The 23,625-nt window shown below is 55.8% G+C and carries 22 protein-coding genes; 8 read left to right on the forward strand and 14 right to left on the reverse strand.

Annotated features, from left to right (window positions below; all coding sequences use genetic code 11):
- Positions 1-81: 81 nt before the first annotated feature.
- From ACR0AZ_RS00125 to ACR0AZ_RS00135, 3 genes are read left to right on the forward strand one after another with little or no spacing between them, the layout of a single operon-like run.
- Positions 82-2,169 (forward strand): FAD-dependent oxidoreductase, encoded by a 2,088-nt coding sequence (locus ACR0AZ_RS00125; protein WP_480468896.1) that lies wholly within the window; start codon positions 82-84, stop codon positions 2,167-2,169.
- Complete coding sequence (locus ACR0AZ_RS00130) at positions 2,156-3,355, forward strand: aromatic ring-hydroxylating oxygenase subunit alpha (protein WP_480468897.1); 1,200 nt, start codon at positions 2,156-2,158, stop codon at positions 3,353-3,355. The genes ACR0AZ_RS00125 and ACR0AZ_RS00130 overlap by 14 nt, the downstream gene beginning before the upstream one ends.
- 24 nt (positions 3,356-3,379) lie before the next feature.
- Positions 3,380-4,948 carry a trimethylamine methyltransferase family protein gene (locus ACR0AZ_RS00135; RefSeq protein WP_480468898.1) on the forward strand — a complete coding sequence of 523 codons (1,569 nt, stop codon included), beginning with the start codon at positions 3,380-3,382 and terminating at the stop codon, positions 4,946-4,948.
- Positions 4,949-5,010: 62 nt separating this feature from the next.
- Here ACR0AZ_RS00135 and ACR0AZ_RS00140 read toward each other — a convergent pair whose 3' ends face one another.
- The gene (locus ACR0AZ_RS00140) at positions 5,011-6,405 is read right to left on the reverse strand and encodes an aminotransferase (RefSeq protein WP_480468899.1); all 1,395 of its coding nucleotides are present in this window, start codon (positions 6,403-6,405) and stop codon (positions 5,011-5,013) included.
- A gap of 79 nt (positions 6,406-6,484) precedes the next feature.
- On the opposite strand from ACR0AZ_RS00140, the gene ACR0AZ_RS00145 reads away from it, so the two are divergent.
- The gene (locus tag ACR0AZ_RS00145) at positions 6,485-7,180 is read left to right on the forward strand and encodes a TetR/AcrR family transcriptional regulator (RefSeq protein WP_480468900.1); all 696 of its coding nucleotides are present in this window, start codon (positions 6,485-6,487) and stop codon (positions 7,178-7,180) included.
- Positions 7,181-7,239: 59 nt separating this feature from the next.
- Here the strand turns inward: ACR0AZ_RS00145 and ACR0AZ_RS00150 are convergent, their stop codons facing one another.
- From ACR0AZ_RS00150 to ACR0AZ_RS00170, 5 genes are all read right to left on the reverse strand, one after another.
- Positions 7,240-8,226 (reverse strand): zinc-dependent alcohol dehydrogenase family protein, encoded by a 987-nt coding sequence (locus ACR0AZ_RS00150; RefSeq protein ID WP_480666468.1) that lies wholly within the window; start codon positions 8,224-8,226, stop codon positions 7,240-7,242.
- A gap of 76 nt (positions 8,227-8,302) precedes the next feature.
- On the reverse strand, positions 8,303-9,148 hold the full coding sequence (locus ACR0AZ_RS00155; protein WP_480666470.1) for an enoyl-CoA hydratase/isomerase family protein: 846 nt from the start codon (positions 9,146-9,148) through the stop codon (positions 8,303-8,305).
- Between the two features lie 91 nt (positions 9,149-9,239).
- Positions 9,240-10,028 carry an SDR family NAD(P)-dependent oxidoreductase gene (locus ACR0AZ_RS00160; RefSeq protein ID WP_480666471.1) on the reverse strand — a complete coding sequence of 263 codons (789 nt, stop codon included), beginning with the start codon at positions 10,026-10,028 and terminating at the stop codon, positions 9,240-9,242.
- Positions 10,029-10,041: 13 nt separating this feature from the next.
- Positions 10,042-11,007, reverse strand: coding sequence for an LLM class oxidoreductase (locus ACR0AZ_RS00165; RefSeq protein WP_480666472.1), 966 nt, complete (start codon positions 11,005-11,007; stop codon positions 10,042-10,044).
- 12 nt (positions 11,008-11,019) lie between these two features.
- Positions 11,020-11,796, reverse strand: coding sequence for a CmcJ/NvfI family oxidoreductase (locus tag ACR0AZ_RS00170; protein WP_480666473.1), 777 nt, complete (start codon positions 11,794-11,796; stop codon positions 11,020-11,022).
- 107 nt (positions 11,797-11,903) lie between these two features.
- Between ACR0AZ_RS00170 and ACR0AZ_RS00175 the strand changes: the two genes are divergently transcribed.
- Positions 11,904-12,815 (forward strand): LysR family transcriptional regulator, encoded by a 912-nt coding sequence (locus ACR0AZ_RS00175; protein WP_480468906.1) that lies wholly within the window; start codon positions 11,904-11,906, stop codon positions 12,813-12,815.
- 463 nt (positions 12,816-13,278) lie between these two features.
- Here the strand turns inward: ACR0AZ_RS00175 and ACR0AZ_RS00180 are convergent, their stop codons facing one another.
- A complete protein-coding gene (locus ACR0AZ_RS00180; RefSeq protein WP_480666474.1) occupies positions 13,279-14,427 on the reverse strand; it encodes an aromatic ring-hydroxylating oxygenase subunit alpha in 1,149 nt (382 codons plus the stop codon).
- A gap of 93 nt (positions 14,428-14,520) precedes the next feature.
- Here ACR0AZ_RS00180 and ACR0AZ_RS00185 point away from each other — a divergent pair, with 93 nt between their 5' ends.
- On the forward strand, positions 14,521-15,132 hold the full coding sequence (locus ACR0AZ_RS00185) for a TetR/AcrR family transcriptional regulator (RefSeq protein WP_480468908.1): 612 nt from the start codon (positions 14,521-14,523) through the stop codon (positions 15,130-15,132).
- A gap of 4 nt (positions 15,133-15,136) precedes the next feature.
- Here the strand turns inward: ACR0AZ_RS00185 and ACR0AZ_RS00190 are convergent, their stop codons facing one another.
- From ACR0AZ_RS00190 to ACR0AZ_RS00210, 5 genes are all read right to left on the reverse strand, one after another.
- Positions 15,137-16,057: an ion transporter gene (locus tag ACR0AZ_RS00190; RefSeq protein WP_480468909.1), complete on the reverse strand. Its 921-nt coding sequence runs from the start codon at positions 16,055-16,057 to the stop codon at positions 15,137-15,139.
- Between the two features lie 34 nt (positions 16,058-16,091).
- On the reverse strand, positions 16,092-17,297 hold the full coding sequence (locus ACR0AZ_RS00195) for a low temperature requirement protein A (RefSeq protein WP_480666475.1): 1,206 nt from the start codon (positions 17,295-17,297) through the stop codon (positions 16,092-16,094).
- A gap of 177 nt (positions 17,298-17,474) precedes the next feature.
- Positions 17,475-18,128: a DsbA family oxidoreductase gene (locus ACR0AZ_RS00200; protein ID WP_480468911.1), complete on the reverse strand. Its 654-nt coding sequence runs from the start codon at positions 18,126-18,128 to the stop codon at positions 17,475-17,477.
- A gap of 3 nt (positions 18,129-18,131) precedes the next feature.
- On the reverse strand, positions 18,132-18,851 hold the full coding sequence (locus ACR0AZ_RS00205) for a glutathione S-transferase family protein (protein ID WP_480468912.1): 720 nt from the start codon (positions 18,849-18,851) through the stop codon (positions 18,132-18,134).
- Entirely contained in the window at positions 18,838-19,446 is a 609-nt protein-coding gene (locus tag ACR0AZ_RS00210; protein ID WP_480468913.1) for an NAD(P)H-dependent oxidoreductase, read from the reverse strand. Before ACR0AZ_RS00210 ends, ACR0AZ_RS00205 begins: the two co-directional genes overlap by 14 nt.
- Before the next feature lie 130 nt (positions 19,447-19,576).
- On the opposite strand from ACR0AZ_RS00210, the gene ACR0AZ_RS00215 reads away from it, so the two are divergent.
- Entirely contained in the window at positions 19,577-19,945 is a 369-nt protein-coding gene (locus ACR0AZ_RS00215; RefSeq protein ID WP_480666476.1) for a winged helix-turn-helix transcriptional regulator, read from the forward strand.
- A gap of 368 nt (positions 19,946-20,313) precedes the next feature.
- Here ACR0AZ_RS00215 and ACR0AZ_RS00220 read toward each other — a convergent pair whose 3' ends face one another.
- Both ACR0AZ_RS00220 and ACR0AZ_RS00225 read right to left on the reverse strand, forming a co-directional pair.
- Positions 20,314-21,645, reverse strand: coding sequence for a sensor histidine kinase (locus ACR0AZ_RS00220; RefSeq protein WP_480666477.1), 1,332 nt, complete (start codon positions 21,643-21,645; stop codon positions 20,314-20,316).
- A gap of 41 nt (positions 21,646-21,686) precedes the next feature.
- Positions 21,687-22,355: a response regulator transcription factor gene (locus ACR0AZ_RS00225; RefSeq protein WP_480468916.1), complete on the reverse strand. Its 669-nt coding sequence runs from the start codon at positions 22,353-22,355 to the stop codon at positions 21,687-21,689.
- Positions 22,356-22,494: 139 nt separating this feature from the next.
- On the opposite strand from ACR0AZ_RS00225, the gene ACR0AZ_RS00230 reads away from it, so the two are divergent.
- A complete protein-coding gene (locus ACR0AZ_RS00230; protein ID WP_480468917.1) occupies positions 22,495-23,583 on the forward strand; it encodes a tricarboxylate transporter in 1,089 nt (362 codons plus the stop codon).
- Positions 23,584-23,625: the final 42 nt, after the last annotated feature.

Here is a 23,625-nt window from a genome sequence, read left to right on the forward strand (position 1 = left end):
CGACACAGCAGGGAATGGCAGGGCAAGCGGCCCTTCCATTCCGGCAGAAATATTTCCAATTTTTCTGGAGGAAGCGCGGCGATGTCAGGCGCTGACGGATACTCTGTTCTCTTCGAACCGGTTCAGATCGGGCCGGTGACAGCCCGAAACCGTTTCTACCAAGTGCCCCACTGCAATGGCATGGGGCATTTAAGACCGCAGGCCGAAGCCGCCATGCGGGCGATGAAGGCCGAAGGTGGTTGGGCTGTTGTGTCCAATCAGGAGACGGAAATTCACCCCACGTCTGATCTGTCCCCTTATGCCGAAAACCGGCTTTGGGACGAGCGGGATATTCCGGCGCTTCGCCTTATGACCGAAGCGGTGCATGACAAGGGTTCACTGGCGGCCATTGAGTTGGCGCATAACGGCCACCATGCGCAAAACCACCTGAGCCGGGCGCCCTTACTGGCGCCTTCAGAACTCTCCTTACAAACCGCCTACCCAAAGCAGGCACGGGCGATGGACAAGTCTGACATTCGCGAGTTTCGCAAATGGCACCGCGCGGCAGCACGGCGCTCGCGCGAGGCAGGCTTTGACGTTGTGTATGTGTATGCCGGGCATCACATGACCCTGCCGCACCACTTTTTGTTGCCGCAGTTCAATGACCGGACCGATGAATACGGCGGCTCGTTAGAGAACCGGGTGCGGCTAACACGAGAACTTCTGGAAGAGACCAAAGAAGAGGTTGGGGACGATTGCGCCATCGCCATCCGTTTCGCGGTTGATGAAATGCTCGGGTCCGATGGGATGCAAGCGCGGGAAGAAGGTCGTGCTGTTGTCGAGTTGCTGGCAGAGTTGCCGGATTTGTGGGACGTAAACGTTGCGGATTGGAGCAACGACTCTGCGACAACTCGCTTTGAGCCTCGAGACGGCTTTCAAACCTCATACATCGAATTCGTCAAACAGGTGACCTCCAAGCCCGTTGTAGGTGTCGGGCGACTTTCTTCCCCGGATTTGATGGTATCGCTGGTCAGGAGGGGCATTCTTGATTTTATCGGCGCAGCACGTCCATCGATTGCCGATCCATTTCTTCCCAACAAAATCAAAGAGGGTCGCGTCGAAGAAATTCGCGAGTGTATCGGCTGTAACATCTGCGTTTCATCCGATGCGCTGGGCGTTCCTATCCGGTGTACGCAAAACCCGACGATGGGCGAAGAGTGGCGGCGAAAATGGCATCCTGAGATCATAGAGCGCCGTGGAAAAGAGGAATCCGCGCTTGTTGTTGGCGGTGGGCCAGCCGGTCTTGAATGCGCCATGCAGCTGGCGCGCCGGGGCTACGAGGTCACCCTGGCCGAAGCGAAACAAGAGCTTGGTGGCCGCGTGTTGCAGGAGTCTGGCCTGACCGGGCTATCCGCCTGGAAACGCGTGACGGATCACAGAATCTACGACCTGCAGCAACGCGGAAATGTTCAGCTGTTTACCGACAGCCGCTTGTCAGCAAGTGAGGTTGTTGAACTGGGCATTCCGAATGTCTTTTTGGCAACCGGGGCAATATGGCGGCGCGATGGTCGCGGGAAATCCGCGTTTCAGGGCGTTTCAATAGGCGCAGGCTCTCAGGTTTTCACGCCGGACGACGTCATGTCCGGGATAATGCCGGCGGACGGCTCAATTATGGTCTACGATGATGATCAAGCTTATCTCGGCGGAGTGCTGGCGGATCACCTGGCTCAGGCCGGGCGAGAGATCGTCTTTGCAACGCCGGCCTCAATGGTTTCGCCGTTTACCGAGTTGACGCTGGAACAGACCAAAGTACAGCGCAGCCTACTGGAAAAAGGCGTTCGGCTGCTGTTGTCACAAACCTTGGCCAGCGTTGCGCCCGGTCAGGTGACATTGCGGTGCGCTTATACAGGGCGAGAACAATCCATCGAATGCGGTTCTGTGGTGTTGGTGACGCAGCGCGCGCGCGAAACCACCCTCTACGATGAGCTGCGAAGCTTGGCCGACAACCAGCTGACAAAGCTGGAACTGATTGGTGATGCCGCGAGCCCCGGATTGATAGCGGACGCCGTTTATTCTGGTCACATGGCAGCCCGAAACTTCGAACGTGATCCGGACCATATCGACCGTGAGTTTTTCCGTCGGGAGGTCGTTTCCCTTGAAACGAGTGAGGTGCGCTATGCCAAAGGATGACTTGCAAGTAATGCGCGACTTGATGGGCGCACAGCGGGAAGGGTTCGCGTTGCCGCGTCATTTCTATACGTCTCAGGCAGTATACGAAAACGATATCCGAACGTTCTGGAACCGCAACTGGATCTGGGTCGGCCATGTCAGTCAGATTGCCGAAGTCGGTGACTACTTCCTGTTCGACTATGGGCCCGAGTCCATCATTGTCGTTCGGGATCGCGAGGGCGAGGTGCGTGCGCATCTGAACGTTTGCCGCCACCGGGGATCGCGGGTTTGCATTGAACAAAAGGGCAAGGCGCGCAACTTCATATGCCCCTATCATGCGTGGACTTTTGACCTGAATGGTAAGCTACGAAACGGACGGTCAATGGGGTCAGATTTTGATCCGGATCAATATGGGTTGTTTCCGGTTCAGGTGAAGATCTTCCAAGGTCTGATTTTTGTCTGCACAGCAGAAGACGCCCCGTCGCTGGATACTGCGTTGGAGAGGTTGGCCCCTCTGTCAAATCCGTTCGATTTTGAGAATCTGAAAGTCGCCCATGAAGCCTCGTATCCGGTTCCTGCGAACTGGAAACTGGCCTTGGAGAATTATTTGGAATGTTATCACTGCGCGCCATCCCATCAGGACTATTCACGCAGCCATTCGCTGAAAGACCCCGCTCAGGTTCTGGAGTTCAGTGGGGCTCTTCATGAGCGGATGGAAGAAGCCGGAATTCCCTTGGAGGAGTTGGACGTGACCGGAGAAAACGCGGTCGCGCCGGGTGCAGATGTCTATTGGCGGCGCTACCCGCTATTCCCCGGCTATTTGACTGGCAGCAAGGACGGCGCCCCACTGGCACCACCCTTGGGTGAGTTAAAAACTCATGATGGCGGAGCCACCGATCTGGGGATTGGGACGCTGAACTACTTCCTCGTCTATGCAGATCACGTGGTTGGGTATCGGTTTGTCCCGCGTGCCTTGCAGGAAACTGATATTCAGATTGTCTGGTACGTGCGCGGCGATGCTGAAGAGGGTCGCGATTATGATAAGGATGCCCTGACATGGCTGTGGCATGTCACATCGCTCGATGACGAACGGATCATCCGTCACAATCAGGAAGGCGTAAACTCCCACCGCTTCGTGCCGGGACCGCTGTCCGAGATGGAATGGAGCATTCCCGGTTTCTATCACAACTATTTCAGCATGATCTGACACGCTCAGAATTCGGAGAAAACCATGACAGAGTTAACGCAGCGCAGATCAAGACGGCGCGGGGGCGGGCGTGAAGCGCGAGCCGCCGTGCGGACCAGCAATGCCGCCTCGCAGGCAATCTGGCCGGGCATTTCAGGTGGGCGATACAAACCACTGTCGGACGCCGATATGGCGCGTATTCACGAAGCTGCGCTCAGCATTCTGGAACGCACCGGGGTAGGGGACCCCACACGAGAGGTTCTCGATCTCGTGTTGCCCAAAGGGGCAACGGTGAACGCGCATGGCAGGCTGTGTTTTCCCCGCGCCCTGATGGAAGACATTTTGGCCAAGGCCGCCAGTGAATTCTATGTGCACGCGCGCGGATCGCGGGCGGGCAAGGACGACATGCACTGCACCAAGGACAAGGTGTATTACGCAAACTCCGGAACAGCGGTGACTACATTCGATGCGGACACGCGCAGTTACCGGCCATCAACGCTCAAGGATATTTACGATTTCACTCGCCTGGTCGACCGGCTCGACAACATTCACATGACCGGTGATACGGTTCTGGCAACGGATGTGCCGCAGGACTACGAGCACGATATGAGCATGCTCTACGCCATCTTGGCGGGTAGCGAGAAGCCATCTTGCCTGACGTTCCGTACGCGCGAGCATATTCAGGACGCGATCCATCTGTTCGATCTGGCATCGGGTGGCGAGGGCAAGTTTCTTGAAAAACCCTCGGTCATTTTTGGAGGCTGCCCCATCGTTTCGCCGCTAAGGTTCGGGCGGGAAAATCTGGAAATCCTGATCGATACAGCGAAGATGGGGTTGGTTTGCGACTTGGCTGTCCCGCCGCAGGCCGGGGCGACGTCGCCTGCGCCGCTGGCGGGCACCTTGGCGCAGGCTGTAGCCGAAACTCTATCCTGCGTCGCCATCGCAAACCTGATCAACCCGGGGACCCCAGTGGTCTTTGCGGCTTGGCCCTTCATCACCGATCTGCGCACCGGCTCCTTTACAGGCGGCAGCGGTGAGCAGGCACTGATTTCAGCTGCGGCCATCCAGATGGGTAACTTCTACAACCTGCCCACCAGTGTCGGATGTGGCATGACGGATTCCAAGATCCCCGATGCGCAATACGGTCTGGAAAAGGCGCTGACATTCGCTTTGGCGGCCCACGCCGGAGCCAACCGGCTCTGCGAGTTCGGCGGGATGGTTGGCAGCCTGATGGGATGTAGCTTTGAGTCCATGGTCATCGATAACGAGGCTGCGGGCATGATCTCGCGAACGCTTCGCGGGATTGAAGTGAGCGACGACACGCTTTCGATCGATGTCATCCATGAATGCGCAATCGACCCCGGTCATTTCCTCGGCAACGCGCAGACCTTGCAATACATGGAAACCGAGTATGTCTATCCGACCCTGATGGACCGGGAACTGACTGATACCTGGGAGAAAGCCGGTCGTCAGGACATGTTCGAGCGGAGTCGGTCGATAGTGGAGGATATCCTGTCCAATCACTATCCAAACTACTTTGGCAGCAAGGTGGATGAAGAGGTTCGATCCAAGTTCCCGATCAAATTGCCGCCCGAGGCGATGCGAGCGGGCTAAGCGCTGCTGAGGGCGACGAAGGCATCGCAAATCGTAATATTGCGATGCCACTCTGTTGTAATCTAAGCTCGAAAAGCACCCTGGTGCGTCAGGTCTTCCGTCGCCAGCCGGATACCCTTTTCGAGGATGTCGAACATCCGGTTCAATTCATCTTCCGTAATGATTAGCGGTGGAGAAAACACACACATGTTGATGATCGGCCGCAGGATCAGCCCATTCTCCTGACAATGCCGATCAATCAACGCGCCCACCGACTTATCGAGATCCAGCAGATTGTGGGCATTGGCGTCGGCAACACATTCGACGCAGCCAACCAACCCCATGCCGCGGGTGTCGCCAACGAGCGGTAAGTCTCCCAAAGTGCGAAGGCGTTCTTCAAACAAGGGTGATATCGCACGGACATGCTCCAGAACGCCGTCGCGTTCCATGATTTCGATTGTCTTCAGACCCGCTGCCGCACTCACCGGATGACCTGAATAGGTGAAGCCGTTCGAGAATGTCGCGTTTTGTGCGTTCTCACCGCTCACGTCTTTGATCAGTCGGTCAGAGATGATGCAGGCCCCCATGGGTACATATCCAGACGTCATGCCCTTGGCGCAGGTGATGATGTCGGGTTGAATCCCAAAGACATCTTTGGAAGCAAACCAATATCCCAGCCGCCCGAATCCGGTCACAACCTCGTCCGATATATACAGGACATCGTATTTCCGACAGATTTCCAGACAGCGCTTATGATACCCTTGCGGAGGAACAATGACTCCACCAGAACACAGGATCGGTTCTGCGATGAAAGCCGCGACCTTGTCTGCCCCGGTCTGCAGGATCATGTTTTCCAGATCAGCGATTTTTTCATCCAGAAAGTCTGCGATCGTCTGACCGGTGCGGCGGGTATACGGGTTCACGTTCGGCAGGAAGCGCGTCAGGTGAGAGGCTTGGTCCAGCCACCCTTTGTCGCGCTCTTTCCCGGATACCGAAGCCGCCAGGTAGGTCGATCCGTGATAGGCCTTCTGCCGCGATATAACGATTTTCTTTTCTGGTTTGCCCAACAGGTTGTTGCGAAACTGTACAAAACGCAGAGCGCTATCGACAGCCGTTGAGCCGCCGGTCGTGAAAAACACATGGTTCAGATCTCCCGGTGTTCTCTTGGCGATCTCATGTGCCAATTGGGCCGGAGCAGAGTTTGCGTTGTTGAATGGCGAAAAATACGCCATCTCTTTCGCCTGCTTGGCCATTGCATCAGCGATCTCGGTGTTTCCATAGCCCAGCTGAACGCACCACATCCCGGCAGGCCCATCTATCAGGCGCTTTCCGTCCTCTGTCACGACATGAACGCCAAGCCCACTTTCGGTGAAGGTCCGTTCATTTTGACCCAGATATGACATCCCCTCCCACGGGTGGAGGAAATGTTCGTTGTCCCAATCACGTATGGACGGAAAGCCGGAGTTCGATGGGATCATGTAGCACCAGGATGTAATATATATCACAAAATGAACAAATATTCATTCAATGTCAATTCTTGAACTTCTGCTCCACTAGATGCGAGAAAACAAAGAGCGAGCGCCCCAGCGAAGGACAAACAAGATTACTCTCGAACCAGATACCCCAACCAATGCTCGCGATCTGAGTAGGTTGCAGAACCGAAAGCAGCTGATCCAGGCGGCTGCGGACTCCATCCATAAGTACGGAATTCGCGGAACGACTTCGGCGAGAATTCAGGAATTGTCAGGCTTGTCGCGGGGAATGGTGAATCTGCACTTTGGCTCCAAAGAGAAGCTGCTTCTCGCTGTGGCCGAGGATTTGTCGGCGCGCTATGTGGGGCAGTGGAAGGCAATCGCAGACGATTCAGAGCTGGACGCTGCTGAAAAGCTGATTTCCATCATTAAGGCGGATTTCGACCCCTTGGTTCTTAATGCGAGGGACGTTGCGATCTGGTTCTCGTTTCGGGCTGAAGCGCTCTCGAACCCACACGTATTTCCCTTTATCGACTCACGAGACAAAAGTTTCCGAGCGGTGGTTCTGGCGCTGTTGGAGCAAATAAAGAACGATGGTGAATACGAGGACGTAGACGCCAAACTTGCAACAGACGCGTTGATTGCTTTGCTGGAAGGGCTGTGGACCGATTACCATTTGCACTCAGATATCTTCAAATCCGAGGAGGCCTTGAGGATCTGCTTGTTTATTCTGCAATCGATGTTTCCAAAACACTTTGCCGGTTCTGATCTGCTCCTCTGAAGAGCCCTCGTCTTGGCGCACACGATCATTGAGTGCGCACCAATCTCAGTTGGATCAAATTACAGCTCTACAACAACTTTCCCGACCGCATCCCCATTCGTCAGATGTGCATGAGCGGCGCCGACATCGGCCCACCCAAACTTCCGCTCGTCAACAATGGGTTTGAGCCCGCCTGCATCCGCCAGATCCGCCAGTGTCCGCAGGATGTCGCCATGGGTTTGCCGCCCGACATCATGCATCATTGGGATCAACATGAAGACGACATGTAGGGACAGGCCTTTGAAATGCGCAGGCGTTAGATCAATCTCGACCATCGCAACCGTTGAGGCGACATGGCCATTGAGCTTGGCTGCTTCAAATGAGTTCGTCATATTTGCCCCACCGACGCTGTCAAACACCACATCGAAGCCCGCGCCACCAGTGTGCGCGGCCACGTAGTCTTCGACCTTTTGCGTTGTGAAATCCAAGGGACGCGCACCCAGTCCTCCGATCAGGGCCAACTGATCAGCACCGCGACCTGTTGCGGACACGGTTGCGCCAAGGTGGCGGGCGATTTGCACGGCGACATGGCCAACATCACCAGCGCCGCCCTGAACCAGCACGGTTTGCCCCTCGCCAACACCGGCACGTGTCAGCCCTTCGTAGGCGGTGATGCCGACGAGAGGCAGAGCCGCGGTTTCTCGCATGCTCAGCGTCTTGGGTTTGTGGGCAATCAGGCGCGCATCTGCGTTAATGTACTCCGCCAAAGCGCCCGGGAAATCCATCAATCCACCAGCGCAACCATACACCTCATCGCCTATGGCAAAACTTGTCACACCGTCGCCAATCGCAACGACCGTGCCAGAGAAATCCATACCTAGCACAGCAGGCAGCCCGGGGGACAGAGGCAGCTCTGCGCCCATGCTTCGGATCATCGTGTCGACAGTGTTGACGCTGGTCGCAGCCACTTTGACGACCACATGTCCAGATGTCGCGACCGGGTCGGGCATCTCGGCAAGCTCGAACGGCGCGTCGGGTCCGTAGGATTTCAGAACCATTGCTTTCATTGGGATGTTCCTTTTCTGATGCCACGTCAGAAGATGCGTCGAAACCGGACGCCCTGACGTGATCAAGTCGTTGGGATTAGCTGATGTCCTGCACCTGCATCACCAGATCGCTCCATTTGCGCTGGTTTTCGATGTCGTGTTCCAAACCTTGTTCATCCGCGATGGTGAAGCGTTTGACAGCCGGGGTCTTGCTGGTGGCCTGATAGAGCCAATACGCTTCGGCTTTCAGCGCTTCATCAATGGGCTTGTCGATGGATTCATAGACCATCTGCTTGCAGGCATTGATCGCCTCGGCTGGGAATTTTGCGATCCGTTCGGCCAGCGCCGTCACATAGGGGCCAATCTCATCCGGCTCCAAAGCCTTGTTGATGGTGCCCAGACGCTCTGCATCATCCGCGTCATAGTCTTGCGCGCTCAAGATGATCTCAAGTGCTTTGCCAAGGCCGGTTTGGCGCGCCATGCGCGAGGCACCTCCGCCGCAGGGCAGGATGCCCATTCCGACCTCCATCTGCATGAACTTGTACTTTCCCCGCGCAGCAAAGCGCATGTCGAGCGCCAACGCCAACTCATGCCCGCCACCGCGTGCAAACCCTTCCAGCTTTGCGATGGTGGCTTGCGGCACCTTACTGATCCGTTCGCAAGCCGATTGCAGGTCCAGGAGCTGAGCGTCCTCGCGGGATACCGCCTCGGTCGACATGTCCTTGAGCAGGTCGGTATCGTAGTGGCAAACCCAGATTTCCGGGTTGGCGGATTGAAAGATTACAACCTTGGTATCGCGGTCGCGCTCCAACCGCATGGCCAGGCTGTTGAGGTCTGCCAGCATTTCCTGGCCTTGCACGTTCACGGAGCCAAAGTTGAATGTCACTGTGGCGATGCCGTTTTCGACGGCTACGTCAAAAGTTTGAAAATTCTCGTACTTCATCAGGCAGTCCTTTCTGGGGCCTCGACGCGGCACGCGTGAGGGAGAGGGAGAGGTAAAGATGGATGTGTTTGGCGCTAGCGCGCCGCTCGGGTCAGCTCGTCTGGTTGATCAAGCCTCTGATGGTGTTCATGACATCGGCAGCGTGACCTTTGTCGAGCGCTGCGGCATGTGGATCCGCGAAATCCCCACTGTCATTGTCAAAATAGGCACCTGAAGCGTCGGCGAACCGCGCACCCAGAGCCGCATCAATCAGAATAGCAGCGCCAGTGCTCATGTCGTTCCCGGCAACGCCAAAGCCCTCTTTCACCATCTTTGAGGCCAAAAGTGATCCGGGATTTACAGCAACCATCACCGGCGCATTGGATAGTGTTTTGACCCATTCCTGGGTCCAGATGGTGATCGCCAGCTTGCTTTGGGCATAGGCTTCCATGTCCGTCAGCAGGATATTGCCTTGCATGGCCTTGATGTTGACCGGGGCCTGTGCGGCCGATGACAGGTTCACGACGCGCCCGTCGGCGGGAATGATCGGCAGTAGCAATTCGGTCAGCAGATAAGGCGCAAGCGTGTTCACGACAAAGCGGATGTCCTGCCCATTCTCAAGCACGGTTTGCGGAGCCTTCAGCACGCCCGCGTTGTTGATCAACACATCCAGATTGTCATGTTTGGCACGCACATTTTCGGCCAGCTTTCGAACTGCGGACAGATCGCTCAGGTCAGCGGCATAGGTTTCGACGTCACCTCCGACTTCGGTGGCGGTGCTCTCCAATTTTGATGTGCTGCGTCCATGCAGGAGCACTTTATGTCCGTCGGAGGCCAGTTTCTTTGCCGTGAGCAGGCCAATGCCGTCGGTTGAACCTGTAATGAGAATAGTCTTGGTCATCGGGTCTGATCCTTTAGGAAAAGTCAGGCAGTACAGCGTCCGCCAGATGTTCGAGGGTTGTGTCGACGGGGGCTTGATTGAACCTTAGGTTCAGTGCGACGTGATTGACCCCGAGCGCTTCAATCTCGCGCAGATAACTGCGCAGAAAATCAGTTCCAGACTGAAACCCAAGGTGGATCGGGCGCGGAGGCGCAGCGGGATCGGCAACAACATCGACATAGAGTGATTGCATGACTGGTTTGTCTGGTTGGCCTGCAGCCTTCACGCGTCTTCTGTAATCCGCGATGACCTGGCCCTGAGCCGCCGCGTTCCGAGGATAGGTCATCCAACCGTCTCCGTTCTGCGCCACCCAATCAGGTGTTTGTTGGCTTCCGCCGGTGATTAGCATCGGCAGGCGGGTGCCATGCGGCTTTGGCAACAGATCAATACCGCCAGACAGAGTGCCCCGCGCGCTTTCATACTTGGGATAGGTCGATCCGACCGTGCGGATGTAGTCAATGCTGTCGCGGAAACGAGCCCCACGATCGTCATAGCTCTGGTTCATTGCCGGGTACTCCTCGGGCCGATCACCGGAAGCAACGCCCAACAGCAACCGCCCACCCGAGAGCATATCCGCTGACGCCGCTGCCTTGGCGACATGGGCGGAGTGACGCAATGGTAGGATCACGCTCGCCGTTCCAAGCGCAATCTGATCCGTCACCGTGGCGAGCGCACCCAGATAGACAAATGGATCGAAAACCTGCCCGGGATCCCCGAAGCTCGGAACATTGAAGGGCACGTCGCGCAGCCAAAGCGCGGCAAACCCAAGTTCCTCTGCCCTCTGAGCCGCTTCTAGATGTCTCCGCAGTTTCGGCTCGGCACCGACTGCGTATGCTTCGAGCGGCAGCACGAGGCCAATGCTCAACCGCCCGGGACGGAACACCCGGTTGTAGGCCACATTGATCTGGGCAAACTCGTTAGGCTGCATTTTATCCAACATCTTGCGGCCCTATTAATAGCGCACCAAGGTGCGACTCTCGATGCTTTTGCGAATGGTGGAGATGCTTGGATCTTCGACCATATCGAGCGCGCTATGCGCAATCGAAGGTAATCCTTGATTGTCATAGATGTTGAAAATCGCGACCTCATCCGGCGTCATCTTGGAGTGATAGATCCATTCATGCTTGGGGTTTCCCACCAGCCCCATGATTTGCCCTTCGCGGTCGGGATAGATCAGATCCAGCAGTATCCAGTCGAATGACTCAACCGATGACGGGAGGACAAAGCCAAGGGGTGCTGAATTGATCGGATGCTCCACAGGGCGCCACACATTGACAAAAGCGTAGTGACCTTGTGCCCATTCCGCAGCAGCCTGGGCGCCCAACAGGTCAACAAGCCGTTGCTCGGCTCCATCCTTGCTGTAGTCACTGTGGACGTTTCGTGCGGGCTTGCGCGTTGCCTCAGGGTCGTCCACCCGAACAGTATGATCAAAGATCACAACCTCCCGCGCGCCCAGCCTGTCCAAAAGCATCGCTGTCAGTTCCGCATCATATGTCTGTTTCCAGACGTCGCCTGCAAAGTCCCGGACGTGCGTTGAGAGCGATGTGAATTCAATGGAATCAGCTGCAAATGTGACAGATGTGGTCGTCGCGCGATTGTCTGCCAGCACAACGGATTTCGGGTCCAGCTCGGGGGAAATCAGGTTACCTGCGATCCCACCTGCATCAAGTTCAAAGGCTTGCCGATGGGGTTTGTGTACATGGTAGTTGACTGTGGCCATACGTGTCATTTGCGCCTCCTGCCTGAGCTATGCTGCGTCTAGGAAAAGGATTTAATGCCGATCAAATTGCATATAAACTGCTTACTTATAGATTGATAATTCGGGTTTTGAGTATAATGGGTCTTGATACAGACGCGCTACGATTGTTTGTAAGTGCTGCTGAAATGTTGAACATCAGCGCTGCGGGGCGCGCGTTGGGCATGGCCCCAGCCGTCTCCAGCGCAAAGCTCGCCAAGTTGGAGCAGAACTTGGGTTCCGAACTTTTGCACCGTACGACGCGCAAAGTGTCGCTGTCGGTCGAGGGTGCCGATTTCCTGCCTTTCGCGCGCGAGATCATCGCGCAGGAAGAGGCGGCACTGGCGGCGCTGGGCAAGCAGACGTCAGCGATCCAGGGCACATTGCGCTTCGCTGCGCCAAGCACCTTTGCGCAACTCTACATCGCACCGATCCTTCCAAAGTTCCTTCAACAGCACCCCGACCTCACGCTTGATCTACGCCTGTCGGATGTGCAGTTCGATCTGATCGAAGGGAGCTACGACCTTGCCCTCAGGAATGCGCCGCTTGTCGACACCAGTCTGAAAGGTCGAAAATTGGCCGATGACCGCCGCATTCTTTGCGCTGCTCCGCACTATCTCGATACCTACGGCATTCCCAAAACACCTGCGGATCTGGCAACCCACCACCTGATCGCCTTTCAAAATCGCCAACCGCGCCTGCTGACAGGGCCAGCAGGTGAGAAAGCCGTCTTCGACCCTGCATCGGCCAAAGGGCAATTGATTATCGACGACGGCCAAAGCCAGGTCCGTGCCACACTCGCGGGGGCCGGTATTTCCTTGAACGCTCTGTGGAGTGTACATGACAAACTGAAGTCAGGCCGATTGACACAGGTGTTGCCGAACTTTGAGGCCACAGAAGACAATGTCTTGTGGCTGATCTATCCCAAGTCCAACGTACTGTCCCCGAAAGTGCGAGTGTTCATCGACTTTCTGATCGCGGAGATTGGCGCAAAGCCACCTTGGGAAACATGACCCAAAAGGATGTCCTGCGCCTTGTAGGATATCCCAGCGCCAAGACCAGGAGTTAGGTGATAAACGGACCCGTCATGAATAGTCGCTAAAGGTTGGTCTCTCGCACATAAGTGGCATTGGGCACCGGCTTTCCAGCGCCCGATTTTGATCGGAACACAACAACCACTGAAAGCAAATAAGCGCCATAACAAACTGGCAACAACACCAAACAGGTTTCATGTGAAGCGACCCTTGGTCAAATGGTCAGCTCAACCGTCGACCAAAGGCACCATCTACTTCAATCCACCCGACAGCAGTCATTGATCTTGGTTTCAGGGAATGCCTGTGACGAGCCCAATGCAACCAATAGAATACCGGAACAGCGATTGCATTTTGAAACTTACCTTAACCGCAACCGAAGCGCCGTTGCAGGTTAGTGCATCAGTACGAAACCCAAAACCGCTAAGGCAAAGGTCTGAGGTCGTTAATTCGCAAGCATTTCTTCGATGCAGATATTAAACCTGTTTAGTGCCCCCTCGAAACGCCCGAATAGATGGCTTGGATTGCCGCGCGAGGCAAAGCCGGATTGGATTTCTTCGCCCAACTCGAAATCCTCCGTCAAGGCGATCACAGTGATCTTTTGGTTTCTATCCCAATGCGCCTGCATCTCCTCCGTATCTGGCGCGGATCTCGGAACCAACGTTGCCATGCGGACATGGGTCAAGTCATGGGCGATGGGTTCGAAATGGAACCACATAACATGATCCTGCTGCACCAGAAGCTGAGTGTTCGCCATCAGGGTAAACACCATATTGGCATCCCGCCGGATCTCCCATTTGTCTTCGGGTGTATCGCGCAGATCCGGCATCGAAATGCGAGGCAGAATTGCACGCATGTGAGGGCCGAACATCTGGTATGTCAGCAGGTTGTCAGGGAAATAGGGGCCTATTGTATTCTTGTGAGCAACCCGGAAATGATAAGCTTCCATCCCGCCTTCCATCAACAGCTTCCAATTTGCCTTGATGTCAATTTCCTGAATCGCTGCGATGCGGTGTTGATCTAAACCAATCCAGTCCAGATCGCGGCTAATACCCGCAAGCCAATTGTCCATATTGGGCATCTCTGCGGCATCGGGATTGGCGACTATCCAAATAAATCCGTGCATTTCGACACAGGGCAATCGGCGTAGGCCGCGTTCGGCGCGGGGCAGATCGGGAAATCCCTGTGCTTCTTGCGGCACGGCTCGCAACTCACCTTCGTTGGTCCAACTCCAGGCATGGTACGGGCAAGTGAAGACGCGCTTGCAGCCTTTGGCCTCTCGCTCCAACGTTGCACTGCGATGACGGCAGACATTGAGAAAGGCGCGGGCCATTCCATCTTCGTCACGTGTCAGCAGAACGGGTAAGTCAAAGAACCGTTTGGTGAGGAAAGCGCGGGGTCCTTCTAGCTCCGAGCTTTGCGCGACGATGACGGGGCGTCGCTGAAAGATCATAGCGCGCTCGCGCTCGAATCGTTCGGGGCTGGAATAGCGTGAAATCGGGGAATGCGCGATCGTGTCGTCAAGAAAAGCCGATTTCTGATCCGCGAGCCCGATGATCTCCTTTATCAGCCCGATTTCGGTTTGTCTGTCCATCGCTTGATCCTCCACTTACCAATCGGTAAGTTACTTACCACTTGGTAAGTTGCAGTGCATCTGATACTTAACGTCAGAAACGGAGTTCGATAGATGAACAGGCAGAATGATGCGAGGGCGGGCTATCTGGAAATTGCCTCGAAACAGTTTGCTGCGAACGGCTATCATGGCGTAAGCCTTGCTGCATTGGCGGGTGAAGCAGGTGTTTCAAAACAGGCGCTGCTACACTTCTTTGGGACAAAGCAACGGCTGTACTCCGAGGTTCTTTCTGGTCTCGCTGATCGGCAATTTGCCGAAGTTGAAGCGGCAAAGCACCCTGACCCGATGATGCACCTCAAAGCCTATTTCAATCGTTTTCTGGCGTCCAACTTGTCACGGCCTGATGACGCACGCCTGACCGTTCGGGCGTTGCTGGACGCCGATGAGAACGCAAAGGTTTGGCCTATGAAGGTCTATCTGGACAGGTTAGTGGAAATTTCTCGCAGTACTCCAGTTGGTCAGGATGCCAGTGAAACCGAACTGCGCACTCAAGTCTTTCAACTGATCGGAGCGGTACAGTATTTTGCCATTTCCCTGAACGCGATCAGCGGAATGTACGGAAAAGCCAACGCCAAAGAGCTGGCAGACAGTTTTTCCCAGCAAATCTCGGGCACCGTGGACAGCCTGTTTGGAGCGGACAAACCAACCGATACTGGAACCAAATGATCGCTCAGGTCTTAACCTTTTGCTCAGTCGGTTGACCGCAGGTAGGGCAGTGATCGGTTTCTGACAACGTTTCAGCATGCACACGATCCCGGATATGGTCTGCCGCGCGGCGAGACAGTCCCAACTGCTTGCGAACGGCATCGATGTCTGCCTCGTCCGCCTCACAGATGTCGCCGTCTTCCAGCGCCTTTCGGAACTCGTGCTCCAGGCTGGCGCGTCGGCGGTGCAACTGATCATTCAGACCGCTGGCGATGATCCCTGCGGGCAAAGCGGCCATACCAATGCCGATCACTGTGATCGCAGCGCCGAAAACCTTGCCCGCGACCGTTACGGGGGTCACGTCGCCATAGCCAACGGTCGTCAATGTCGCCATCGCCCACCACATCGCCGCGGGGATGGAACCGAACGCCTCGGGTTGCGCCTTATGCTCTGCCAGCCAAGCACCGCTCGCCGCAAAGATCAGCATCACCATCAGGATGAAGAAACCTGCAAAAAAAGCGCCAGCCTCCTCCTCGAACACGGCAAGCAACATGCCGAGTGCGGGCGAGTACCGCGTGAGTTTGAGTAGCCGCAACATACGGAAGGTCCGTAGCAGACGCAGGTCAACCGGGAAGAGCAGGTAGAGCAGCGCTGGCAATATCGCCAGCAAGTCGATGATGGCGATCGGAGAAACGGCCCAGGACGCACGCGTTTCATACTTGGGGTTCTCCGCCGCGACCCAGAGTCTGGCCACGTATTCGACCACGAATACGAACAGAGAAAGACCCTCGAACAGGTTAAGCGCGAAACCCCAGCGGTCGTAGATAGAGTCGACCGTCTCAAGGATGACAGCGGCCACGTTCAGAGTTATCAGGGCGATCAGAGCTATTTCCAGCAACCAAGGACCCTTGGCAGCCCGGTCCGGGCGTTCGAGCCACCAATACACTCGTCTTCTCAGCCCGCTTGAACCTGTCACAGCTTCACTCATGTCGAAACTTCGACCAGGCGCGCATCAACGGAAACGCGATTTGCGAGAGTAGGGCGATACCCCAGACCAGATTGCCAACCAATGAAGGGACATGTGGGACGATATAGAAACAGGCAATTGCCAGAATGATCCCGAACACCCGCACATCCCAGCGCCCGAAATCCGAGGCAAGGCGGTGTTCGATGACGTTCTGAAGCACCCAAAGCATGGCGATGTAACCGGCTAGGCCGAAACAGCCAAAGGCGGCATATTCAATTGGGTATGGCTCCCAGAACCCGACTTTGACCTCTGCAGCAAGGGCCACACCGACCATGACGCCGCAAAGCATCAATATCAGGTGCGCAAGCCACCAGATGACCAGGGTCGACACCTTTTTGTCCTTCGGTTTGGCGTTGCCGACAAAATCGAAATAGATCCAACACATCACGAACATCGAAACGCCGCCGATGATGAAGTTGACCAGCACATCGGGCGAGACTTTGTAGATGCCTTTTTCGGACAGGGTGACAACGAGTTTGAAGAACCCTTCGCCCAATACGATAAGTGTCAACAGGGCAAACCGTTCAGCCATATGACCAAGCCGCGGAACGAACCGCTCGAAACGCAGGACAGTGACACCGGGGATCATGTATAATGCCTGCGTGGCCACCATTGCGGCGGCGAATACCCAATAGGCAAGAGGTGTCGGCAGAAATGCAGTGATGGCAAAGATAACCGCAAAGATCGAGAAGTTGCGGATCTGCACGGACGACATCGACTCACCCGAGGAATTGACCCGTCGAGCCCGATAGTAAAGCGCTGCAATCATGGCCCGGTTCGCGGCAAAGCCCAAGGCGAAAAAGACCCAGCCCTTGCCGTCAATCGCAGGGATCGCCGCGGCCATGAACATCACCGTACAGATCATCACCGACATGATGAGACGGTGCCAGAAATCGGTGCTGATGTAGATCGAATTGAAAATGCTGAGCTCACCCCACGCATACCACAGCGTGATGAAAACCCCTGCGAACACAAGAAATCCGTGCAAATCAAGGTGGTGCGACAGGTAGTTGCCCAACAGGAAGATCGTCACGACATGGATCAGGTCATAGAACAGCTCGGCCCAGTGGACGTGGTCATGTGCATGGTCAAGGTCTTGGTGATGTTGAGGCCTTTGCCACATGGGGTGTTCGTGCAGGGCCATAAAGAATGAACTCATGAAGTTGATAGATTGAGGTGGCCGACATGCGGCCACCTTATGTCTGATTTTGGTATTGCACCAAGCTTGTCGCGCAGACTGGCACCATACAACCCCTGCGATGGCTGTTCGGCAAGGGCATGCCGGGCAAAAAGCATCTGTCATGGGGTGTTCGAACCGCGACGGGCTCTGCAGGCGTCACGCGGCCTGATCGTTTTGCAGTTGCTGCAAGATTCGGGTGTAGTTCTCTTCGCCTTGCGCGCCAGTCACGAGGTGACGTTGGTTGAACACCATTGCAGGGACGCCCTGAATGCCTTGACGGATCCAGAACTGCTCTTTCTGGCGCACGCTGTCAGCCCGTTCCCCGCTTTGCAGCATAATCAAAGCTTTAGCACGGTCCAATCCGATACTGGCAGCTGCATCAGACAGAACCTGCACGTCCGAGACGTCCTCGCGGCGCGTAAAGAACGCTGCAAACAGCGCCTGTTTCATGTCGTGCCCCTTGCCTTGTTCAGAGGCCCAGTCGATCAGTTGGTGTGCGCGAAACGTGTTATACATCCGCATGTCGTCCGCATAGTTGAAGGTAAACCCAAGCGCGGTTCCCAACTGCGTCAAGCGGGCACGCGCCTTGATCGATCCTTCCAGAGTTGTCCCGTATTTTGCAGCCAGATGCTCGCGCAGGTTCTCTCCGCCCTCGGCCATTTGGGGGTTCAGCTCGAACGGGTGCCATTGGATATCTAGTTCGATCCCGGCATCGTGCGCGGCCTTGGCCAGTTGGTGATAGCCAATCACGCACCACGGGCAGACAACGTCCGACACGATGTCGACACGGATGGAGAGAGCGTCTTGCACGGTTCAGGTTCCTTTCACATCGCCGGAAAAACGCGCGGCGTTCTCCTTGGCAAAGGCGCTGGCATCTGCGTCTGCATCCCAGAATTGAGGGTTTGCTTTGGGGATGGTCAGCGCTCGCTGCACGGCCGGCCGGGCATCAACGCGGTCGAACCATGCATTCAGATGCGGCAGGTCTGACACATCTACCCGTGCCCAGACATAAGCACGCGCCCACGGGTACAGCATCATGTCAGCGATGGTATATTCGTCTGCGGCGATCCACTCGCGCCCGTCCAGACGCGTGTTCATCACCTCCATCAAGCGGCGGCTTTCGTCCACGTAGCGACGGATTGAAAAGGGCTCTTCATGGCCATTGGGTGCGGCGATGTGTTGGAAGTACATCGCCTGCCCCATCATCGGGCCGACGTGGCCCACTTGGAAGAACATCCACTGCATCACCTCGGATCGTTTGACCGGGTCCGGCGGCAGGAATTTTCCATACTTTTCGGCCAGATGCCAAAGGATCGCGCCGGATTCGAAGATAGCGCGTCCTTCTGCACGATCTTCGATAGTCGGGATCTTACCGTTAGGGTTCAGCGCCAGATAGTCCGGCGCTTTCTGTTCCTGTTTGGAAAAGTTGATGTGAGTCAGGTCGTAGGGCACACCTACCTCTTCCAGAAAGATGACCGGCTTGTAGCCGTTCATCGTGCCGGCGGTATAAAGGTGGATATCAGGCCGGGACATGTTCGACCTCGGCAAATGCGGCCTTCAGGTGCGCATCAAAGCGGGTAAAATCGGCTTCGATCTCCGGGTTCTTCATAACATCGAACGCTGCAAAAGTTGGCAGGGGCTGCATGGCCAAGAACCTTGCGTTCAGGTGCATCGGGCGCAGCAGATCATCAACGCTGCCACCGGCAAAGAACGGCTCGGATGCGTCGTCGAAAGCCTCTCTTGGCGCATTGAACGTGACCGACAGCATGTATGTCTTGCTGCTTAGCGTGCCGCCTGTACCGTAGTTGGCCTTGGGCGCGTCCGTTGTACGGCCATCCCCTGCACTCAGACGACCATCCATCCCGACCGTGTAAACCTCATCTATGTATTTCTTGAAAATCCACGGGACGCCCATCCAGTTCACCGGGAACTGCATGATAACTGTATCGGCCCAAAGGTGCGCTTCGACCTCGGCATTCGCGTCGTAACCATCGGCAACGGTGGTCACGCGCACCTCGTGCCCCATGGCTGTCAGCGCCTCACGCGCATGGTCCGTCAGGCTGGCGTTCAACCGCCCGGGGGCGAATTCGTAGGGCTGGGTGCCGTTCACGATCAGGATTTTGCTCATGTCCATATCCTATAGGTACAATCTCTGAACCCTTGACTTGTCTTGGGTTCAGAGGGAACTTGAGGATGCAGGTTGCAGAAATCAACCAGTATACTTTTAGTAACCTAGTTTCCTGAGTGAAAGGACGACGATGCTGGCACGGATTAACGAGGATGCCAAAGGACGTCGACAGGTCTCGGAGGCCTGCCTGGAGCCATGTGCCATCGAGCGTGGAATGCGGATCATCGGCGGAAAATGGACCGGATCGATCCTGTGGCACCTCAGGGATGGTCCTGTGCGTTTCAATGATCTGTCCCGCATGATCGGAGGGGCCAGCAAGAAGATGATCACCGAGCGGTTGCGTCAGCTTGAGGAGCAGGGCCTGGTTACGCGGCAAGTGATGAATACCGCTCCGGTGTCCGTTCAGTATTCCATCACCGAGTTTGGCCGCACAGCGCTCGGGTTTCTCGACGAGCTACGAAAGTGGAGTGAGGGGTTACCTAACGGTTTGAAGCGATAGATATAGTCCCTGTTTTCTATTCTTGTATTACGGTTTGGATTTCCAGTGGGCACTCTGAGAACGTAAAATCTCGCCAGTACAACGTATGAAGTGGTTTGAAAGACTCAGTGTTAGACATCAGTGAGCTCGATGCCCCAACGAAAGCAGTTCGGTGCTTGTGTCGGTGACCAACATGTATCGCCCCTCTATTTTTAAGCCGCTGGTGTGCAACGAGATCAATATGTATGCGTCGCTACCCAATCTTCTGTCACGTGAGCATTGAGTTTTCCGTGTTCTCGGTGCCCGAATTAGGCAGGCGGTTAACATGATCACACCGGAGCCGATCAACGCGTCATCAAGGCGAGAGAGTATTGCCTATTGACCAGCCGTTAAAGGTTACTTGCTTGATGCGGAAATGTGAGCGTAAGGCTTGCACCTTTGTTAGATGGATCGATCGAAACCTGCCCTCCGTGGCGTTGCGCCACGGCGGAGACGATTGATAATCCAAGACCACTTCCCTGTGAGTGTTCCAGCTGCGAAAATCGACCGAAAGCCGCTTCGCTTTGGTCGGGTGTAAGCCCGGCGCCGTCATCGGCTACCGTCAGCCTCACCGTGCTATCATCACGCTGTAATAATACTGAAATCCTGCTCAACGCCTCCCCACCGTGCTTGAGGGAATTGTCGAGCAGGTTCTTGATCGCTTCGCCCAAAAACACCTGATCGCCTGAAACCAAGACCACGTCATCAGGCATGGTGACCTCGAATTCGATCCCCTTCGCGAGGATATGAACACCCATTTCCGCACAGGAGTCTTCGACAACTGAGCGGAAATCAAACTCATCTGCCTTACCCAGATGCGTCGGGTGTCTGAGCCGTTCGAGCGACAACAATTGCTCGGCCACGGTTGCAGAGTTTTTCGCTGCGGTCACAAGTTCTGCGATGCGCTCTTCTTTATCGCCATCCGTTTTCGCGTCACGCAGAGCTTCGGCCATGGATTGGACCGCAGCTGCCGGATTTCGCAGCTGATGCGCTGCTTCTGAGATAAACACTTGATGGGCGTTGATGCTGTGTTCGACCTGCCCAAACAGTCGGTTCAGTGTTTGGACGATGCCATGCACTTCGACCGGGACCGGGCGTTTGATCTCACTGAGATCATCCGGCGAACGAAGGTCGATTGCGTCCTGCAGGTCCAGCAAAGGTCTGAGGCCGCGTGCGACGCCGAACCAGACAACAAGTGCCAGAGTGGCGAGAAGGATGCCCATGAGGATGATGGCGCGGATCGACAATTCATTGGCGAAGGCGTTGCGGTCAGCCATGAGTTGCCATGCCGTAACCGTCGCATCCCCCACAAGATTGTCCAGAGTGATCCGTTCAGTCATCCTGAGGACGCGGACAGGTTCGCCCCGGTAAATCGCTTCAAAAAAGAAGGGCTCATAGGGGTTTTGATCTTCAGGTCTTGCACTGGTTGGAGGGTAAGCATAGCCGGTCACATAAATTCCGCCGGGTCCTGTCACATGATAGAAGACCTCTCCGCCCGAGGCATCTCGGATCATGTTCCGCGTAGAGGGCAGCAGTGCATCGCCTTCAGAAATCGTGACATCGCGCGAAATCGCCAGGCCCGCAGATAGCAGGCTGTCGTCAAACAACTCCTGCGCAGTTTGCTGGGCTACCGTAAATCGCCAATATCCAAGCAGGATCGCGAGCAGGACTAGGGGTGTCAAAATGAGGACGAAAAGCCTTTGCCTGAGCGAACGGTGTCCAATCACTTTTCGACCTCAAGCAGATACCCAAGGCCGCGCGCTGTCTTTATCCTGATACCAAAATTCTGGAGACGTTTTCGCAGCCTCGATACATGAGGTTCAACGGCTGAGTCATCGACATCAGCCCCCACCCCATAGACATGGTCCGTCAGTTGGCTTTTGGGAACGATTCTGCCGCGTCGTTCCAGCAGACATTCCAGCACGGACATTTCCCGGCGCGGAATATCCAGAACTCCGCCATTTACGCTGACCTGTCGTGCAACGCGGTCGAATTCCAATTCGCCTATGGTCTCACGCGCGCCATAATCGAGCTGTTTGCGGCGAGACAGCGCCCGGATGCGTGCTTCCAGCTCGTCCATTTCGAACGGCTTCACCAGATAGTCGTCGGCGCCCATATCCAGACCCGAAACCCTGTCGCTGGTCTCGGCACGCGCTGTGAGCAGGATAACAGGAACTCCGTCGCCGCGATTGCGCAGAGATTTCAAGATATCCAACCCTGACTGACCCGGTAGATTAATATCAAGAACAATGAGGTCCGCGCCTTCTTGCTGAAGGTAAAGGGCCGCTTCATCGCCATCAGTCAGCACATCTGCGGCATGACCGCGATCACGCAGGCGGTAGGCAATAGCGTTGGCGAGGGTTTCATTGTCCTCGACGATGACGATCCGCATCGGGTCTCCTGCAAGTTTCACGCAAGGTTGGCGCTCCATGATTGCCAGATGGGAGGGGGAATCAACCCCACAGTTCTATTTGCGATCACGATGGCGCAGAGCGCGCCGACGTGGTTGTCTGGTCAACAGGGAGGAACCAATGGCCATTTCCAAATTCACCCGTCGTGCCGTCGTGGGGCTGATCGCCGCCGCCGGTATCGCAGCACCTGCCGCAGCCGAAGTTGATTTCTCGGGCAAGACCATCGAGTGGGTTATCCCGTTCTCGGAAACAGGCGGGTCTGCCAAATGGGCCAACTTCTTTGCCCCGCTTTTGTCCGAAGCGCTGCCGGGTCAACCGACGGTGGTCGTTAAATTCATGCCTGGTGCCGGTTCGACCAAGGGCGCGAACTGGTTTCAGGAGCAGAGCCACGATGATGGCACGCTGCTGTTTGGCACCTCGGGCTCGACTCAGTTCCCGTATCTGCTGAGCGATCCGCGCGTGCGTTATGAATACAACGATTGGATCCCGGTCATGGCATCCGGGACCGGTGGTGTGGCCTATCTGAACGCCGAGGACGGTGCCAAATTTGATGGCTCCGCAAATGCGCTGAAAGACACCAACTTCATCTATGGCTCGCAAGGCGCGACGCGTCTTGACCTTGTGCCGCTGCTGGCATGGCAGATGCTGGGTATGAATGTTGAGCCGGTTTTTGGCATCAAGGGTCGCGGCGATGGCCGTCTGATGTTCGAACGCGGTGAAGCCAACATCGATTATCAGACCTCATCCGGATATCTGGGTGGTTCGGCTCCGTTGGTTGAGGCCGGTCAGGCTGTTCCAATGATGACCTGGGGTGCGCTGGATGCCGATGGGAACATCGTTCGTGACCCGACCTTTCCTGATATTCCGACCTTCAAAGAAGTTTGCGAAGCAACAGATGGCTGTGAAACCAGTGGTGAGGCGTGGGACGCTTGGAAAGCGTTCTTTGTCGCAGGTTTCCCGGTTCAGAAGCTGGCCTTCCTGCCCGGTGACACACCTCAGGAAGTTGTCGATGCATACACAGCAGCGTTCCAGGCTGTGACCGAGCGTGGAGACTTTGCTGACATTTCGTCCAAACGCGTTGGTAAGTACCCGGTATTTGTGGGCGACGGCTCCAAGTCGGCGCTGCAAACCGCGACAAACGTCGATGACAACGCCAAGGCCTATGTCCTGAACTGGCTCAAAGAAGCCTATGGTGTCGAGCTGAACTAAGCCCAAACACCACCGCGCGTGCCCCAATGTCGGGCGCGCGCT

It is taken from the genome of Ruegeria sp. BE3, assembly GCF_056538865.1.

Excerpts from the sequence above, each read along its gene's own strand:
- ACR0AZ_RS00125 (WP_480468896.1), top strand. The coding sequence starts at position 82 with ATGTCAGGCGCTGACGGATACTCTGTTCTCTTCGAACCGGTTCAGATC.
- ACR0AZ_RS00130 (WP_480468897.1), top strand. The coding sequence starts at position 2,156 with ATGCCAAAGGATGACTTGCAAGTAATGCGCGACTTGATGGGCGCACAG.
- ACR0AZ_RS00135 (WP_480468898.1), top strand. The coding sequence starts at position 3,380 with ATGACAGAGTTAACGCAGCGCAGATCAAGACGGCGCGGGGGCGGGCGT.
- ACR0AZ_RS00140 (WP_480468899.1), bottom strand. The coding sequence starts at position 6,405 with ATGATCCCATCGAACTCCGGCTTTCCGTCCATACGTGATTGGGACAAC.
- ACR0AZ_RS00145 (WP_480468900.1), top strand. The coding sequence starts at position 6,485 with ATGCGAGAAAACAAAGAGCGAGCGCCCCAGCGAAGGACAAACAAGATT.
- ACR0AZ_RS00150 (WP_480666468.1), bottom strand. The coding sequence starts at position 8,226 with ATGAAAGCAATGGTTCTGAAATCCTACGGACCCGACGCGCCGTTCGAG.
- ACR0AZ_RS00155 (WP_480666470.1), bottom strand. The coding sequence starts at position 9,148 with ATGAAGTACGAGAATTTTCAAACTTTTGACGTAGCCGTCGAAAACGGC.
- ACR0AZ_RS00160 (WP_480666471.1), bottom strand. The coding sequence starts at position 10,028 with ATGACCAAGACTATTCTCATTACAGGTTCAACCGACGGCATTGGCCTG.
- ACR0AZ_RS00165 (WP_480666472.1), bottom strand. The coding sequence starts at position 11,007 with ATGTTGGATAAAATGCAGCCTAACGAGTTTGCCCAGATCAATGTGGCC.
- ACR0AZ_RS00170 (WP_480666473.1), bottom strand. The coding sequence starts at position 11,796 with ATGACACGTATGGCCACAGTCAACTACCATGTACACAAACCCCATCGG.
- ACR0AZ_RS00175 (WP_480468906.1), top strand. The coding sequence starts at position 11,904 with ATGGGTCTTGATACAGACGCGCTACGATTGTTTGTAAGTGCTGCTGAA.
- ACR0AZ_RS00180 (WP_480666474.1), bottom strand. The coding sequence starts at position 14,427 with ATGGACAGACAAACCGAAATCGGGCTGATAAAGGAGATCATCGGGCTC.
- ACR0AZ_RS00185 (WP_480468908.1), top strand. The coding sequence starts at position 14,521 with ATGAACAGGCAGAATGATGCGAGGGCGGGCTATCTGGAAATTGCCTCG.
- ACR0AZ_RS00195 (WP_480666475.1), bottom strand. The coding sequence starts at position 17,297 with ATGAGTTCATTCTTTATGGCCCTGCACGAACACCCCATGTGGCAAAGG.
- ACR0AZ_RS00205 (WP_480468912.1), bottom strand. The coding sequence starts at position 18,851 with ATGTCCCGGCCTGATATCCACCTTTATACCGCCGGCACGATGAACGGC.
- ACR0AZ_RS00210 (WP_480468913.1), bottom strand. The coding sequence starts at position 19,446 with ATGAGCAAAATCCTGATCGTGAACGGCACCCAGCCCTACGAATTCGCC.
- ACR0AZ_RS00215 (WP_480666476.1), top strand. The coding sequence starts at position 19,577 with ATGCTGGCACGGATTAACGAGGATGCCAAAGGACGTCGACAGGTCTCG.
- ACR0AZ_RS00225 (WP_480468916.1), bottom strand. The coding sequence starts at position 22,355 with ATGCGGATCGTCATCGTCGAGGACAATGAAACCCTCGCCAACGCTATT.
- ACR0AZ_RS00230 (WP_480468917.1), top strand. The coding sequence starts at position 22,495 with ATGGCCATTTCCAAATTCACCCGTCGTGCCGTCGTGGGGCTGATCGCC.